This window comes from Fibrella arboris (genome assembly GCF_041321095.1).
GTDB classification, from domain to species: domain Bacteria; phylum Bacteroidota; class Bacteroidia; order Cytophagales; family Spirosomataceae; genus Fibrella; species Fibrella arboris.
Genome location: NZ_JBGGWE010000002.1, coordinates 183,889 through 200,446, shown reverse-complemented (window position 1 = coordinate 200,446; position 16,558 = coordinate 183,889). Strand labels below are relative to the sequence as shown.

Below are 16,558 nucleotides of genomic sequence, written 5' to 3'. Positions count from 1 at the left end.
GCCCTTTTGTGGCTTGAACGTAGAGCCATAAACGTCATTTTATCTATGAAACCACTTCAAATTCGACTGACCACTACTGCTTCGCTCGTATTGCTGGTTGCCCTTGCCCGGTTTAGTCCGCATCCGCCCAATGCGACGCCAGTGATGGCCATGGCCCTGTTTGGCGGTGCCCTGTTCGAACGGAAGTGGCTTGGGTTGGTTGTACCGGTATTGGCCATGCTGCTGAGCGATGCCTTGATTGGTTTCCACGGCACAATGGGCGCAGTATACGGTTCGCTGGCCCTCGCCTGGCTGATCGGTGTAGTTGCCTTGCGTAAACCAACGTTTGGCCGGGTAGTGGGTGGGTCAATTGCCGCCTCTATCCTGTTTTTCCTGATCACAAACTTTGCCGTCTGGTACGGTAGTTCCTATTACCCGCAAACTGCTGGCGGCCTTTTGGGTTGCTACACGGCTGGTCTCGCTTTCTATAAGCATCAGTCATTTTTCCTGAATGGCTTACTAGGTGACCTATTCTTCAATGGTGTCCTTTTCGGAGGATATGCGCTCCTGCAACGTCGCTTCCCGGTACTACGTCCAGAAATGGCCTGATCGACTGCTGATAAAACAAAAAAGCCCGGGCCCAATGGTCCGGGCTTTTTTGCGTCCAGGCCCTGGAACAACGTACCCATACGTACCCACAAAAAAGCCCGGACCATTGGGCCCGGGCACATCGACATAGGGGGTAAACCGTGCGCCTAGTTAGGCATTAACACGGTATCGATTACGTGAATCACGCCGTTCGACTGGTTTACGTCGGCGATGGTCACAGTTGCCATGCCGCCTTTTTCGTCGGTCAGCATGATTTTTTTACCTTTCTGAGTGGCTGTCAGTGTGCCACCTGCTACCGTTTTCAGCGTTGCTTTTCCGCCACCCGCTTTGATCTTGTCCATCAGGTCCATGGCGCTGAGTTTACCCGATACTACGTGGTAAGTCAGAATACCTGTCAGTGTGGCTTTGTTTTCTGGTTTTACCAGTGTCTCCACTGTGCCGGCAGGTAGCTTATCGAACGCTTTATTGGTAGGCGCAAACACGGTGAACGGGCCAGGGCTCGACAGGGTTTCAACCAGCCCGGCAGCCTTAACGGCAGCAACCAGCGTTGTGTGGTCTTTCGAGTTTACCGCGTTTTCAACAATGTTTTTTGATGGGTACATAGGGGCACCACCAACCGTAACTGTTTTCTCCTGTGCAAAAGCGCCTGTGCCGATCACAGCTACGGCAATCATCGAAAAAAGAAGTTTAATCGTCTTCATGTTATGTAATTTGTTTTACTTACTTGTGAGTGAAAAATGTGTGTGATCGATCGACGGGAAGACCTACGGGAATACTTGATAAGTTGGATTTTATTGACATTAAACTATTTTGTAACTGCTTGACATATAGTCAATTAATGTGTTATATTAAATTGAATAAACGGCCGGGCCATCGGGGATACTTATTGGCTCAGGTTTAAACTACTTAGCAGAAAAGCCGACACCGTACGCTCCGGGTTGAGCAGCACCGTGTCGGCTTTTTTGCCAGATAGTGTAAGCAAAGCGCCCTGAATGAGCGACAGTAAAAGCAATTACCGAGCGCCTGGCGGACAGTTTTTCTTTAGAAAATCGGTGTATAGCGTGCTTAAATGCTGACGGGTGCCAGCGCCCTCATAGATGCCATGCGACCGGTTGGGATAGGCCATGAACTGGAACGTTTTGTTGTACTTCACTAATTCGTTGACCAGCATTTCGGCGTTGGCATAATGAACGTTGTCGTCGCCTGTTCCGTGAATGTACAGCAAGTTACCCTTCAGCCCTTTCACGTGTGAAATGGGTGATCCGGCGATGAAATCGTCCCGGTTCTCCTGGGGCAACCCCATGTACCGTTCCTGGTAAATATTGTCGTATGTCAACTGGTTGGCCACGGCGGCAACAGCAATACCGGTCTGGTAAAGTTCGGGGTATTGAAACAACAGATTCAGCGTGGTAGAGCCGCCACCACTCCAGCCCCAAACCGCTACCCGGCTGGTATCGATGAAGTGATGACGGGCAAAAAGCGCTTTGGCCCCCATCGCCTGATCGCGAATGTTGATTCGGCCGATCTGCCGGTAAATGCTCTTTCGCCAGGCGGCTCCTTTGAGTGCGGGTGTACCCCGGTTATCGAGGGCCGCATAAATGTAGCCTTCCTTGAGCATATCGCCCATGAACAGGTCGTTGTTACCCGCCGAGAAAACATCATTTGTTGTCACGGCTGCTGGTTCACCATATACCTGAAAAACAATGGGGTATCGCTTGGTGCTATCGAAAGCGGGTGGGAGCGCCATCCAGCCGTCGAGGGTGACCTTATCGGCGGTGGTGACGGTAAAGAACCGAATGTTTTTACCACGTGCCTGACCGGATCTGGAAGCGGCAGTACCAGCGCGCAGGGGGGAGTGATCGGGAAGTTTCACCCAGTTGCGCGTGGTGGGCGTGGTGGCGTTCGTAAAGGTATGCATGGCAAACTGACCGTTCGGCGACACATCGTACCCATGCGTACCGGCCTGATTGGCTGGCGAAAGCCGCTCCGCTTTGCCCGACCCGCTCAGCGGTACCCGATACAAATACCGTTGCGTCGCGTTGTCGGGTGAGGCCGTGAAATAAACGTACCCAGCCCCGTCGCTGCGCTCGTCGATACGCTCCAGTTCGGCCATGTCGTAGTTGCCCGGCGTCAGCAAGGTCTGTGTTTTTCCGTCGCGACTGAACTGGTAAATGTGCCGCCATCCGTCTTTTTCTGACACCCAAAGAAACGATTTCCCCCCGTTGGTCCATTCCCAGCCCGTTGGGTCATCGCGGTCCCAGCGGGCTTTAATATCGATCCAGGCGTTATCTTTTTCGGTGAAAACGGGCGTCACCGTATTTTTGGCAGGCTGGCAGACATACAGGATGCTTTCATTCTGCTTACGGTTCAACTGCTGGACAATCAGTTCGTTACCCGTCGGGAACCATTCGGCCCGAACCAGGTAATGCTGGGCCGGGTCGCCAGGGATAGCCAGCCATTTGGTGGGTGGTACGGCACCCCGCCCGGCCGTAGCAGACACAACGCCGAGGCGAGTGGGGGAGGGCGATTCCCCGACTTTAGGATACTCGACGGGAATAGTAAAGGAATAGATCGAGTCGGTATTGTCGATCATTAAAAAGTCACGGATTTTACTCGCGTCGACCTGCCAGTACAACAGTTGCTTGCTGTCGGGGCTCCAGCGGAACCCATCGCGGCATCCGAACTCTTCTTCGTAGGCCCAATCGAACGTACCGTTGATGCGCTGGCGGGTGCCATCGGTCGTTAGCTGCGTGGTGTTACCCGTTGCCACTTCTTCAGAGAACAGGTTGCTCTTGCTCACGTACGCCACCCGTTTGCCATCGGGTGATAGTTTCGCGTAGAGCAACGATTGAGCAGGTTGTCTAACGCCAACCTGCCGCAACGTACCTGGCCGACCATTGGCCGGGCGGGTGAGTACGTAATAATCCCCCCGGGTATTATACCGCCAGACCCGGGCGGTATTGGTAAAAATCAGCACGGTGGTAGAGTCCTGGCTGAAAGTGAAATCAGCCACGGTGATGGGGCTTTTACTGCCCGCCGGTGTGAGTTGTGCGGACGAGACCAGTTCTGTTTCCGTGCCGGTTCGAACATCGGTACGGATGATTCCGTTTCTGGCACTAGAAAGGGTCGCATTGCCGTCGGCCGACCAGCGTAGGGCGCGGGACCGAAACTGCGCAGGTGCCAGATGGGCGATCAGCAACCCAGTGAAGAGAAGTAGGGATCGATTTAAACGCATAGAAGATGAATTGAAGAAGTGAAGTTACATGCTTTTTACACAGCTGGTCGGCTCTACTCAGCGTTTCACTATTTTTACCGGCACCATTCTCCCATCATGCACCTGTTTTACCAACCTACTCTTACGCCTGCTGATGCAGCGGGCCTGCTCACTGACGACGACGCCCGCCATGCTACGCGAACCCTGCGATTAGGTATAGGCGATAAAATTGGCATCACGGACGGGCGCGGAAATCGTTATGACAGCGTTATTACCAAGGCCGACAAGCATTGTGCATTCAGGATTCTGGGCATTCAGTCGACACCGCCCCGCTCGTTTTCCATCCGCGTCTGCGTGGCCCCTACCAAAAATCTGGACCGTATTGAATGGTTCGTGGAGAAGGCCGTTGAGCTGGGCATTGAGCGGATCAGTTTTTTTATTGGTCAGCATTCAGAACGACGTGTGCTGAAACTGGATCGGATAGAAAAGATTGCGGCTGCTGCCATGAAACAATCGCTTCAATCCTGGATGCCCATACTCGATGAAGCCGTGCCCTTTTCCCAAATGCTCTCATCAGTTACAGAAGCTGGGCGATATATTGCCCATCTTCCCGCCAACGTACCTGTACGTCCGCTGGGAAAACAAGCCGTTCAGGCGGGCCGGTATGCCGTGTTGATTGGGCCTGAGGGTGATTTTTCGGCCTCTGAATTGCAGAAGGCAGAACAGGCAGGCTTTCAACTGGCAACCCTGGGCCCAAACCGGTTGCGTACCGAAACGGCAGCTTTAACGGCATGCCAGGTGTTAAATTTTATTAATCAATAGCTTTAGTTTCATCAATAAGCACCCCGTAGGTTTTCGAAACGCTATGAAACAACTGGTCATCTTCGCCCTCTTAGTACTTGGGCAGTTCACAATAGGCCATACCAGCGTACAGGCACAGCCGTATGCTTATCGGATTGCCAAGTTGAAGTATAATGGCGGCGGCGACTGGTACGCCAATAAAACAGCCCTGCCCAACCTGATCAAGTTTGCCAACCAGCAGCTCAGGATGAATATTTTTCCGGAAGAAGACATCGTTGACGTGGGTAGCCCCGACTTGTTCTCGTACCCGTTTGTACACATGACCGGCCATGGTAACGTGTCATTCTCAGATGCCGAAGTGCAGAATATGCGCCGTTACCTGATGTCGGGCGGTTTTTTTCACATCGACGATAATTACGGACTCGACAAGTTCATTCGGCGGGAGATGAAGCGCGTTTTTCCTGAACTCTCTTTTGTTGAATTGCCTTTTTCACACCCGATCTACAATCAGAAATTCAAGTTTCCGAGTGGCTTGCCGAAGGTGCACGAGCATGATGGCAAGTCGGCCCAGGGGTTTGGGCTGATCTATCAGGGCAGGCTGGTCTGTTTTTACAGCTATGAGTGCGACCTTGGTAATGGATGGGAGGATCAGGCCGTATACAATGATCCTGAGTCGGTTCGGCAGGCAGCCTTGCGGATGGGCGCAAATTTATTGCAGTACGCCACGACAATAGCCAACTAAATGGGCCTAAATTTCGTATATAAGGCATAGCAACCCGGAAAAATTGTATTTTTGTTCTGTTTGTTGTCTAACACCTTTAAACACATTAGTCTGTGATAGTTGTAGCCGCTTTTGTTGCGCACTGGTATCTCTCTTTGTTTTGCCAAACGTTCTTCCTGCACCGTTACTCCGCGCACAAAATGTTCTCGATGAGTAAGTTCTGGGAGCGTTTTTTCTATGCGCTGACCTACGTTTCGCAGGGCTCATCGTATCTGAGTCCCCGGGCCTACGCCGTGTTGCACCGGATGCACCACGCCTTCAGTGATACGCCCAAAGATCCGCACTCGCCGCACCACACCAAAAACGTGTTTACGATGATGTGGCAAACCAAGAACATCTACAACGCCGTGTTGCACCGTAAACAGGCCATCGAGCGCCAGTTCGACCGTAACTATCCCGAGTGGAACCTGATCGAAAAGCTGGGCGATTCGTGGGTGTCTCGTCTTGGCTGGGGTGTTGCCTACAGCCTGTTCTACATCTTCGCGTTTATTTACCTGGATATGCACTGGGCGTTTTTCTTCCTGTTACCCGTTCACTTTGTAATGGGACCAGTACATGGCGCCATCATCAACTGGAGCGGTCACAAGTACGGATACTCGAACTTTGATAACCACGACAAGTCGAAAAACTCACTGATTTTAGATGTGGTCATGATGGGCGAACTGTTCCAGAATAACCACCACAAACGGCCTAACGCAGCCAACTTCGGCGCCAAATGGTTTGAATTCGACCCAACGTACCCAATGATCAAAGTGCTGTCGGGGTTGAAAATCATCAAGATGCGTCCGGTAAAGGCAACGGCTGAATTCGAGACTGGCCACGAACGCCGGGTTGAAGAACTGGTTTAGGCGTCTCCTCGTTAAAAGGGCTAATATAGCGCCACGGAGAATACTGAGTTGCAAGAGTTCAACCTCTTTCCTCAGTGCTCTCCGTGGCGCTTTTTGTCTGGTTATTGTCCGCCTTTCGTTCTGGCGGTCAGGTACTCCCTACTTCTCCGTAAAGAAGACGTACAATCCGTCTTTTCCCGCCACCACAATATCGGTTCGACCGGAGCGCCGGAGGTCAGCCGTAGCAAACTGAATGCCGGTTCCTTTGCCTTCACCGGCTGGTCCATAGCTGATCACGTTCTTTTTAAACACCCCTTTATCCACCGTGAAATAGTAGAGGCCGACCGGGTCATTTGAACCAGGGTCGTTGTCGTTATGAGCGCGGAACCGTTTGCCGGTTACAAGTTCAGGTTTGCCATCGCCGGTGATATCGACCCACTCCATGACGTGGTACTGCGAGTTCTCTTCGTCGATACTGTGTTTTTCCCACGAAGAGGCGCGCTGGGTACGTTCCCCGGCAGCCCGTACCTGCCTGTACCAGTGAAGCCCATAGCCGTGCCCCTGCCCGACAATCAAATCGTTCAGCTTGTCGCCGTCTACATCGACCACCAGGACGGGTACGCTGGCGGTACCTAGCTTGAACTCAGGGTGATGCGTCCAGGTTGGATGGGTCTTTTCGCCCCCCTGTTCAAGCCACCCATCGCTGATAATAAAATCGCCGCGCCCGTCGCCATTGATATCCCCGAAACCAAGACCATGCCCCTGTGTGCTATGAACAGCGACCGGTGTAAACGTATGATTGGGCTGGTAGCTGAGGTAAACGAGCGGTTTATTCGGGTTGTTCGGGCATAGTTCCGGTTTGCCATCGCCATCAACGTCCCAGGCGCGGGTAGTTTCCACATTGCCGACATTGGCAATCTCGTGGATGGGCCAATCCCCTTTGGGTACGTTCTCCAGCCAGCGTAATCGTCCACTCCACCAGCCACCCGTGATTATGTCTGGTCGACCATCGGCATTCACGTCAAAGGCAATGGTCGAAAAATCATCGTAATACTGATCTTCCCGTTTCTGATGGCCAATCAGGTGGCGTTTGCGAAAGCCAGGTCGGGCAGTCCCGTCATTTTCATACCAGAAATCGCCCGAGATTATATCCAGCGTACCGTTGCCATCTACGTCGGCCACCCCGGCCGACTCGTAGCTCTCGGCGGCAACAAAATACTTGACAAAGTGCGGCGGATTGGCCGACTGCGACAGGGTGAAGCCGGCGAATACCAGACAAGCCAGGGTGATTCGTTTTTTCATGAGTCGAGCGATGTAGGTACGTCCCGGGCTTGCTGGTCAGCTATTTCAGCGGATGAGCGTGCACGCCTTCTACTGTAATCTGGACCGGTTTTATAGCTCCTTTTTCGTCAAATTCCAGTTTGTCGATGCAGGTTTCGCGATGGTTGCCGTCGGTTTCGGTGAGCGGCCGACGATGGTACACGATGTACCAGTCTTCCTCAGCCCGGTTCTTGCCCGGCACGCGCAGGATCGAATGGTGACCGGCGCCGGTGGCTACCTTAGGGTCTTGCTGAAGAATTTTGCCTGCCCGCTCAAAGGGACCGAATGGGGAGTCGGCAATAGCATAGGCCACCGAATAGTCGGGGCCAGTCCACCCGCCTTCCGACCACATGAAGTAGTATTTCCCATTGCGGATAAACATCATGGGGCCTTCAACGTAGCCCTTGGGCGTTATTTCGCGGAATGTTTTACCGTCTGAAAAAGGCGTAAACCCCTTGAAATCGTTGGTCAGCTTAGCGATATTGCAGTGCCGCCAGCCACCATAGAGCATATAATACTGCCCGTCTTTATCCTGAAAGACAAACTGATCTATGGGCTGTGCGCCATTCTGGATGGTGCCGATCAGGGGTTTGCCGAGGTAGTCGCGAAAGGGTCCGTCAGGCTTGTTCGCGACGGCTACACCAATGCCGCCAATCTCCCCTTCATGAACGTCATTGGCCCCGAAAAACAGAAAGTAGTTGCCCCCTTTTTCAATGACCGATGGAGCCCACATGGCCCGTTTGGCCCATTTGACCGCGCTTGTGTCGATAATTCGTGGGTGCTTTGTCCAGGTAATCAGGTCGGGGGAAGAGAAGGCATCCAGAAAAACCTGTTGGTTGTACGGCGCAGAAAAAGTAGGGTAAACCCAGTACTCTTTTTTGAAAATGGCTACCTCTGGATCCGCATACCAACCAGGAAAGAGGGGATTGCCCGACGTAGCGGGTTTTGCCGACTGGCCAAAGCCGGCGAAAGAGATAAACAATAGTAAATAGACTGATGGACGAAGACAACGCATGGTGTTGAGAGGTTTTCAATACAAAGGTAAAGTCGGCGTCAGATTACCCCGCCCTGCCTGGTGTTGAGGCTGAACTGCCGATCGATCAACGATAGGCTGGTAATTATCTGGATTAGGTAACCAGTAAATAAATCAAGCGCTTAATTGTCCTGTATTATCTATTCTTTTAAATTAGTAGCAAATCTTTTCAATTCTGACCTCGTTAGTAAATCGGTCGATTAGCCTGTTGAGTCTTGTTTTTTTACTCACGGCTGCTGACCCGTTTTTCACGATAGAGTCCACTAAACGCCAACTGTCCATGTACGAAAATAATCCCGCTTATCAGGAGTATCCGGAAGTGACGCCCGATGCCAACACCATTGAAGAGCCGAATGATCACAAGAAAGCCGTTGCCGCAGCGGTTGGGGGCTCCGTTGTGCTCGGTGCTGCGGCTTATGGCTTGAGTTTGCTTGATGATGGGAGCGGTACTGAAGCGCCCATTGATGACAATGCGTCAGACATTGCCGCAGCAGCGGCTGCCGACGCGCGCGCCAGGGCGTCGGTACCGGTTGTGCCGGTTGTCATGCCAGTGGAATCCCCCGATGATAAATTGAACTGGCCGCTCGACCGTCTGGACGAACTGACATTCGATGAAGCTTTTGCCGCGGCCCGTCATCAGATGGGGCCTGCGCATCATTTCAACTGGCACGTCGGTAAGCCAGAAGGTGGTCTGTTCAATACATACTTCAAGGATGAAGAAGAAAAACTGACGCCAGAGGCAAGGGCCGCCTTCATCGCCACGTTACCGATCGACAATGAGGCTACATCGGCCGTTGAACCAGCCATGCCGTCGCGGGTGGTTCATCCATCCGTTGAGCCGCATGAGCATCACGTACCTGCGGCCGAACCGCAGTTAGCCGTTGCCGATGATCACCCGACCGAACAAGCTGTACCGGTGGCGGCGGTAGTTCCCGCCATGACCGTTGTTCCGTTGGCGGCCGTTTCCGATCAGGAAGTCACTCCGATGCCCTTAGCTGCTGACGTTCATCCAGCCGAGCCATTGCTGGCTGAACACGATGCCAGTTCTGTACATCATGGAAGTATAGCCGGCAGTACAATTGATTCAATTGACCATCATGCTCAGTTTGAGTATGATCCGTCGCACGATAACTTCGACGGAATGGACCCGCACCACCTGGGTGAATAGCGGCGCGGTATCATTTTTTGTCGTAATTTTTCAGCGGTCAGGCGGCGTTTCGTCTGACCGCTGATTGTCTATAGACCATCGAACAAGTCGCAGATTCGTTTTCATGAATTCGGAACCCGCTTCAAAACAGTCGATTACCATCGGGCGCGGTAAGGCCAATCATATTGTGGTGCCTACACTGTCGGTCACAGAGTTACATGCCCGTGTCACCAGGCAGCCGTCGCGAGAGGGGGATGGCTATTGGCTGGAGGATAATAACAGCTCGAACGGTACCTACGTGAACGATTTTCGGATTGTCAGGCGTCGACTACAGCCAGACGACCAGGTACGTGTCGGGAATCAGGTACTTACCTATCGCCGCTTAATAAAAGCGTTCTCCCGAAATCCAGATGACTATACCCGCGAATTTGCCGAACTGGAAGGTGTCTGGGAAGACTATGTTTCGCTGAAAGAGCAGTTGGAAAGCCGGAACCTGGCCGATCAGGTATCTGACCTAACCGTTGGGGTGCCCCTGATCGGGATGGCGCTAGGTCGGTTACTGGGCGCAGAGCGGTCGGCCCGAAAGAAACGCGAGTTAGCCGATCTCGAAGCCCAGATGACCCAGGTATACGCCTGTCCCAAATGTGGGACCCCCTTTCCATTGACCCGCGACTCAAGTTTCAGGATGTTATTGCAACGGTCTGTTAACCAAAAACAGGGCCATTGCCTGGCCGGTTGCGGCGCCATCTGGACCATATAACCTTATTCTGCCATGGCCATTTATAAGTTCAGTTGCCCTGATTGCCTGAAGCAGTTCGATACTGAGAGTGATTTTGCCTGGAAGGCCGATCAGAAGGCTTCCGTAAACTGCCTGGTTGGTAAACAACCCAAATGCACGGTGGTCTGTCTGGGCGTTGCCGAACCGCGTCCTCAACCAGCAGCGGGAGAGACTGCCGCCACCGGTACCTTGCCGCCGTCAACCACGCCTACTATTCTGCTCGATGACCCGATGCCGTCCGCTAAACGAACGGCCTATCTGGAAGTGCAAAGTATGGACGGTGGCATTCTGCGGCTGATGATCGGCGAAGGGCGGGTGCAGACATTTGGTCGAAAATCGGAATTTGACCTGAGCGATCATCCGATTCAAACTGACGACAAAAAAATGAGCCGTCTGCACTTCCAGATTGACTCACGCATGCACAACAAGCAACCCTCGTACATTGTCTCTGACCTCAGTAGCGTGCATGGTACCCGGATTACCAGGCAGACGGTAAACGGGATCACCAGTGTGCAACTCTACGCCGATAAGGATGACAAGCCATCCCGCGATTGTATCTGTCTGGAGCACGACGACCTGATCATGGCGGGAAGTACCATCCTGCGTTTTGCCATCGACAGTGTCTCTTCCGCCGACTTTTCGATGAATGATCTGCCCGATCAGACCAACTATGACCCCAACCGAACGACCGTATTTTAATCGGTCGGGCCTGCGTATCGTGCAATAGAAGTATTAGGAATTGAGCACCCATTCAATCGCGAATATCGTGGCTCAGGCGCTATATCCTTGAAAAATAGTCATTTTTTCAGGAGTTTTATTACTTAAATCATAATTCGTTCAGAGCGAACGAAATTTGGCCGGTTCGCCTTTTTACCGAAGAATGCAACGTGTATATTGCGTGGCTTTCATCACAGACAATACGAACATACGCTCCAGCATACTGACGTTTATTCGTAACCAGAATCGCTCGTTGTTTCCGTAATACAGCGTCGGTTCCACAGAGCCCTGCACACGGCTCCTCGGCTACCGGCCATCTAACCTACATCTCGTTCATGGCTGACCAAGTCGACCTGGGTACAGATCAACCTGCTCAAGCAGGTCTATATCGTTCCGAATTTGAGCACGATAACTGTGGTATTGGATTTGTTGCCCACATCAAGGGCCGTAAATCGCACCGCATCGTATCCGACGCGCTGTTCATGCTGCGCCGGATGGAACACCGGGGCGCGGTGGGTGCCGAAGGAAATTCCGGCGATGGGGCTGGCCTGCTCATCCAGATTCCGCATGAGTTTTTTGTGGATGAATGCCGGAAACTCGGCGTTCATTTGCCCGCCGCGGGCGCTTATGGGGTGGGGATGGTTTATTTTCCGAAAGATGTATGGCTACGGGAAGAATGCCGGGCCGTTCTGAACCGGAAAATGAAAAAACTGGGCCTCGAACTGCTCTGTTACCGGGTTGTTCCCGTCAACAACAGTGAGCTGGGCGGTACATCACGTTCCTGCGAACCGCAGATGGAGCAGGTGTTTATCAAGCGCCCCGCCATTGTCACGAACACAGATGATTTCGAGCGTAAGTTGTACGTGCTTCGGAACACCAGCACCCGCATCATTAACGAAAGCATATCGGGCGTGGGTGACTTTTATTTCTCGTCGCTCTCCTGCCGAACGATTACCTATAAAGGGCAGCTGACAACCGAACAGCTTGAGCCTTATTTTCCTGACCTGGAAAACGAAGATGTGGTGTCGGCACTTGGTGTTGTTCACTCCCGTTTTTCAACGAACACCTTTCCATCCTGGAAACTGGCCCAGCCTTTCCGTTATATCGCTCACAATGGCGAGATCAATACGGTGAAAGGTAACGTAAACTGGATGAAAGCGGCCGAATCGCTGCTGGAATCGAGCCTGTTTACGCCAGAAGAGATGGACATGCTGTTACCCATCTGTGACCATCGGCAGTCTGACTCTGCCAATCTGGATAATGCCATTGAGCTGCTGGTCATGAGTGGCCGCTCGTTACCGCACGTGATGATGATGCTGATTCCTGAGGCCTGGGACGGCAACACGCACATGGACCCCGTCCGGAGAGCGTTTTATGAATACCATGCTGCGTTAATCGAACCCTGGGACGGCCCTGCTTCAATTTCGTTCACCGATGGCCGGATCGTTGGCGCTACACTTGACCGGAATGGCCTGCGCCCGTCGCGGTTCTGGGTGACCGACGACGATGTGGTGATTATGGCCTCTGAGGCGGGGGTGCTCGATATCGACCAGAGTAAAGTGGTATCCAAAGGCCGGCTCCAGCCCGGAAAGATGTTCGTCGTCGATATGGAGCAGGGGCGAATTATTGCCGACGAAGAAATCAAAAACGAGATTTGCTCTGCCCAGCCGTATCAGCAATGGCTCGATGAGAATAAAATAAAGATCGCAGACCTCACGGCCCCGGCACGTACCTACAGCCGTTACAACGAATCGTCGTTGCTTCGCTTGCAACAGGCGTTTGGTTTTACCACCGAAGACCTGCGGATGATCCTGGCCCCGATGGTCGAAACGGGCAAAGAAGCCCTTGGCTCGATGGGGACCGATGTACCGCTGGCTGTGTTGTCGGAGCAAAGCCAGCATTTAAGCCACTACTTCAAGCAACTCTTCGCCCAGGTAACCAACCCACCCATCGATTCGATTCGGGAACGGGCTATTATGTCGCTGATCTCGTTTGTGGGCGCCACCAGCAACCTGTTGTCGGAAACGCCTGTGCATTGCCGTCAGGTAGAACTGGAGCAGCCCGTACTGACCACGCAGGAGTTTGATAAACTACGGTTTATTGACCGGCCAAATTTCCAGGCAAAAACGGTGAACACCCTGTTCCTGGCGGATGGGAAAGGCGAATCGCTTGAACGGGCGATTGACCGGGTTTGCCGCTATGCAAAAGATGCCATTGAAGACGGGTACACCATCCTGGTGCTGTCTGACCGCGCCATCGACTCAAACCATGCGCCCATCCCTTCCTTGCTGGCAACGGCAGCGGTGCACCACTACCTGATTCGCGAAGGACTGCGTGGTAAAGTAGGCATCCTGGTCGAGGCGGGGGATGTCTGGGAAACGCACCACGTGGCCACCTTGATTGGCTATGGCGCGTCGGCGGTGAACCCCTATATGGCGTTTGAGTCGATCGCCAGTCTCCGAGAAAAGAACCAGTTGCAGGTGGATTACGACCTGGAGAAACTGTACAAGAATTATATCAAAGCGGTGAACGGTGAGTTGCTGAAAATCTTCTCGAAGATGGGTATCTCAACGCTTCAGTCGTACCAGGGGGCCATGATTTTCGAGTGCCTGGGCCTGAACAAGTCGGTCGTTGATCATTACTTCACGGGTACGGTATCGCGGATTGGTGGCATGGGGCTAGCCGAAATAGCCCGTGAGGTACTGGTTCGCCATCATACTGCCTTTCCACCTCTTCCGTCAGTGTCTGCCCGCAGGTTAGAAGTAGGGGGAATATATCAGTGGAAACAGCGGGGAGAGAAGCACATCTTTAACCCGGATACCATTCACCTGCTGCAACAGTCGACGCAGAAGAATGACTACAAGCTGTTTAAAAAATACAGTCAGCTGATCGACGACCAGACCAAGAATGCGCTGACGCTTCGTGGCCTGTTATCGTTTAAGAAAGCCACGCCTGTTCCGATTGAGGACGTGGAGCCGATCGAGGCTATCTTCAAACGATTTGCCACAGGGGCCATGTCGTTTGGGTCTATCTCGTGGGAAGCCCACACCACATTGGCCATTGCCATGAACCGAATTGGTGGAAAGAGCAATTCGGGTGAAGGCGGAGAAGATGAATTGCGATTTGCACCGATGCCAAACGGCGATAGCATGAATTCGGCTATCAAGCAGGTCGCATCGGGCCGGTTCGGCGTTACCAGCCATTACCTAAGCAATGCGCGTGAACTCCAGATTAAGATGGCGCAGGGGGCAAAGCCAGGCGAAGGTGGACAACTACCGGGTCATAAGGTTGATGACTGGATAGGACGTACCCGGCATAGTACGCCGGGAGTTGGCCTGATTTCACCGCCCCCCCACCACGATATCTATTCTATTGAAGATTTAGCTCAGCTGATCTTCGATTTGAAAAATGCTAACCGCGCCGCCAGAATCAGCGTTAAACTGGTATCTGAAGCGGGAGTGGGGACCATTGCCGCCGGGGTTGCCAAAGCGCACGCCGATCATATCCTCATCTCGGGTCATGACGGGGGCACGGGGGCCTCTCCGCTATCGAGCATTCGTCACGCCGGATTGCCCTGGGAGCTTGGCCTGGCGGAGGCGCACCAGACCTTAGTTAAAAATAAGTTGCGTGGCCGGGTGACGGTTCAGGCCGATGGTCAGATCAGAACGGGTCGTGACCTGGCTGTGGCGGCTATGTTGGGAGCTGAAGAGTTTGGTGTGGCCACGGCAGCTCTGGTCGCTGCGGGGTGCATCATGATGCGTAAATGCCATCTGAATACCTGTCCGGTAGGCGTTGCCACGCAGAATAAAGAACTCCGTGCCTTGTTTACAGGCAAGCCTGAACATGTAGTGAATATGTTCACGTTTATGGCGCAGGAACTTCGCGAGATCATGGCCGAACTCGGTTTCCGCAGTGTTGCCGAGATGATTGGCCAGGTACAGATGTTGCAGATGCGTCCGGAGATTACCAACTGGAAATACAAAACGCTGGACCTCTCGGGAATGCTGTTCCGCGAGCCAGCCAGCCTTGATGTGGCCTTGTACAAACAGGAAGATCAGGATCACGGGATCGATCATATTCTTGATCGCCAGTTGATCGAACTGGCTCAGCCAGCACTCCAGCACGCCGAAGCAGTATACGGCGAGTACACAGTGCAGAACATCAACCGGAGCATTGGTACGATGCTGTCGAATGAAATTTCGAAAGCATACGGCGGACCAGGCTTGCCAACCAATACCATTCACGTAAAAATGCGTGGTACGGCGGGCCAAAGTTTTGGGGCCTTCACCACAGCCGGCGTGCGGCTCGAACTTGAGGGCGATGCCAACGACTACTTTGGCAAGGGCCTCTGTGGGGCAGAGCTGATTGTTTACCCAGACCGTACCGCTACGTTCAAGCCCGAAGAGAACAGCATTGTCGGTAACGTTTCGTTCTACGGAGCTACAGCCGGAGAGGCCTACATTCGGGGGATGGCGGGTGAGCGGTTCGGGGTACGTAACTCAGGCGCGAAAGTCGTCGTTGAAGGCGTTGGCGACCACGGGCTGGAGTACATGACGGGGGGGCTGGCCATCATTCTCGGCCGCACTGGGCAAAACTTTGCCGCCGGTATGTCGGGCGGTGTGGCTTACGTGTATGATGTCGATGGCACCTTTGCGCCAAAGGTCAATGCAGAAATGGTGAGCCTGGATGCACTGAATGAGGAAGATCAGGGTATTCTGCGGCAGTATGTGGAGAAGCATTTTCAGTACACCACCAGTAACGTTGCGCTGTCGCTCATTCAGGATTGGGAGGCACAGATCAAGAAATTTGTGAAGGTGCTTCCGACCGATTTCAAGCAGGCACTAGCCAGCCGTGGTATTGCATTGAGCGATCAGATCCGCGATAAGAGTGTAGTTTATCAGGATATTGTCGTTGATGTGGCGCAGGGGTTGTAGTGGATGAAACTACCAAACGCTGTACTCGCCGACGTACCTAATCGGAAGCTGGGTGGATACTTACAGTAACGGCCTATCCGAACTGATTATGACACTAATTGATGAAACTGACCTTGTAGCGCTGCTGATTGATCTTCCCGGTGCGAACTTAGTTCGTGGGGATGTTGGTACGATAGCAATGATTCATGGCGATCAGCAAGCTTTTGACGTAGAGTTTGTAAACGCTGTCGGAAAAACAATTGCGTTGAAACACTCGACCGAACCAAATAAAAAAATAGATCAGGCTATGGCTATTCTTCATGTGCCTGAACTGCAACTGGCGGCTTGAACTAACCTTTCATAGTGGCGAAAAACCTTGCATTGTAGTGACCCAGTTAGATGGTAACTTCATCCAGAACGCCACTCATTCACTCATTCA

General features: G+C 52.8%; 13 protein-coding genes. 9 read left to right on the top strand and 4 right to left on the bottom strand.

Annotated features, from left to right (window positions below; all coding sequences use genetic code 11):
• Window positions 1–45: 45 nt before the first annotated feature.
• Complete coding sequence (locus tag ACAW75_RS03370; RefSeq protein WP_370727262.1) at window positions 46–588, top strand: DUF6580 family putative transport protein; 543 nt, start codon at window positions 46–48, stop codon at window positions 586–588.
• Between the two features lie 146 nt (window positions 589–734).
• On the opposite strand, the gene ACAW75_RS03365 is transcribed toward ACAW75_RS03370, so the two are convergent.
• Both ACAW75_RS03365 and ACAW75_RS03360 read right to left on the bottom strand, forming a co-directional pair.
• Window positions 735–1,289: a fasciclin domain-containing protein gene (locus ACAW75_RS03365; protein ID WP_370727261.1), complete on the bottom strand. Its 555-nt coding sequence runs from the start codon at window positions 1,287–1,289 to the stop codon at window positions 735–737.
• Between the two features lie 311 nt (window positions 1,290–1,600).
• Window positions 1,601–3,823: a S9 family peptidase gene (locus ACAW75_RS03360; protein ID WP_370727260.1), complete on the bottom strand. Its 2,223-nt coding sequence runs from the start codon at window positions 3,821–3,823 to the stop codon at window positions 1,601–1,603.
• Between the two features lie 96 nt (window positions 3,824–3,919).
• Between ACAW75_RS03360 and ACAW75_RS03355 the strand changes: the two genes are divergently transcribed.
• The 3 genes from ACAW75_RS03355 to ACAW75_RS03345 all read left to right on the top strand — a co-directional run bounded on the left by ACAW75_RS03355 (window position 3,920) and on the right by ACAW75_RS03345 (window position 6,232).
• Window positions 3,920–4,624 carry an RsmE family RNA methyltransferase gene (locus ACAW75_RS03355; protein ID WP_370727259.1) on the top strand — a complete coding sequence of 235 codons (705 nt, stop codon included), beginning with the start codon at window positions 3,920–3,922 and terminating at the stop codon, window positions 4,622–4,624.
• A 43-nt stretch (window positions 4,625–4,667) separates the two neighbouring features.
• Window positions 4,668–5,345 (top strand): DUF4159 domain-containing protein, encoded by a 678-nt coding sequence (locus tag ACAW75_RS03350; protein WP_370727258.1) that lies wholly within the window; start codon window positions 4,668–4,670, stop codon window positions 5,343–5,345.
• Window positions 5,346–5,437: 92 nt separating this feature from the next.
• On the top strand, window positions 5,438–6,232 hold the full coding sequence (locus ACAW75_RS03345) for an acyl-CoA desaturase (protein WP_370727257.1): 795 nt from the start codon (window positions 5,438–5,440) through the stop codon (window positions 6,230–6,232).
• A gap of 138 nt (window positions 6,233–6,370) precedes the next feature.
• On the opposite strand, the gene ACAW75_RS03340 is transcribed toward ACAW75_RS03345, so the two are convergent.
• Together ACAW75_RS03340 and ACAW75_RS03335 are read right to left on the bottom strand one after the other, a co-directional pair.
• Window positions 6,371–7,513, bottom strand: a complete 1,143-nt coding sequence (locus ACAW75_RS03340) for an FG-GAP repeat domain-containing protein (protein WP_370727256.1) — start codon at window positions 7,511–7,513, stop codon at window positions 6,371–6,373.
• 40 nt (window positions 7,514–7,553) lie between these two features.
• The gene (locus tag ACAW75_RS03335) at window positions 7,554–8,546 is read right to left on the bottom strand and encodes a glycoside hydrolase family 43 protein (protein ID WP_370727255.1); all 993 of its coding nucleotides are present in this window, start codon (window positions 8,544–8,546) and stop codon (window positions 7,554–7,556) included.
• 298 nt (window positions 8,547–8,844) lie between these two features.
• Here ACAW75_RS03335 and ACAW75_RS03330 point away from each other — a divergent pair, with 298 nt between their 5' ends.
• From ACAW75_RS03330 to ACAW75_RS03310, 5 genes are all read left to right on the top strand, one after another.
• Window positions 8,845–9,732, top strand: coding sequence for a hypothetical protein (locus ACAW75_RS03330; protein ID WP_370727254.1), 888 nt, complete (start codon window positions 8,845–8,847; stop codon window positions 9,730–9,732).
• A gap of 103 nt (window positions 9,733–9,835) precedes the next feature.
• Window positions 9,836–10,471, top strand: coding sequence for an FHA domain-containing protein (locus tag ACAW75_RS03325; protein WP_370727253.1), 636 nt, complete (start codon window positions 9,836–9,838; stop codon window positions 10,469–10,471).
• Between the two features lie 12 nt (window positions 10,472–10,483).
• A complete protein-coding gene (locus ACAW75_RS03320; RefSeq protein ID WP_370727252.1) occupies window positions 10,484–11,188 on the top strand; it encodes an FHA domain-containing protein in 705 nt (234 codons plus the stop codon).
• 353 nt (window positions 11,189–11,541) lie between these two features.
• Window positions 11,542–16,140 carry a glutamate synthase large subunit gene (gene gltB, locus ACAW75_RS03315; protein WP_370727251.1) on the top strand — a complete coding sequence of 1,533 codons (4,599 nt, stop codon included), beginning with the start codon at window positions 11,542–11,544 and terminating at the stop codon, window positions 16,138–16,140.
• 88 nt (window positions 16,141–16,228) lie between these two features.
• Complete coding sequence (locus ACAW75_RS03310) at window positions 16,229–16,468, top strand: DUF4926 domain-containing protein (RefSeq protein WP_370727250.1); 240 nt, start codon at window positions 16,229–16,231, stop codon at window positions 16,466–16,468.
• Window positions 16,469–16,558: the final 90 nt, after the last annotated feature.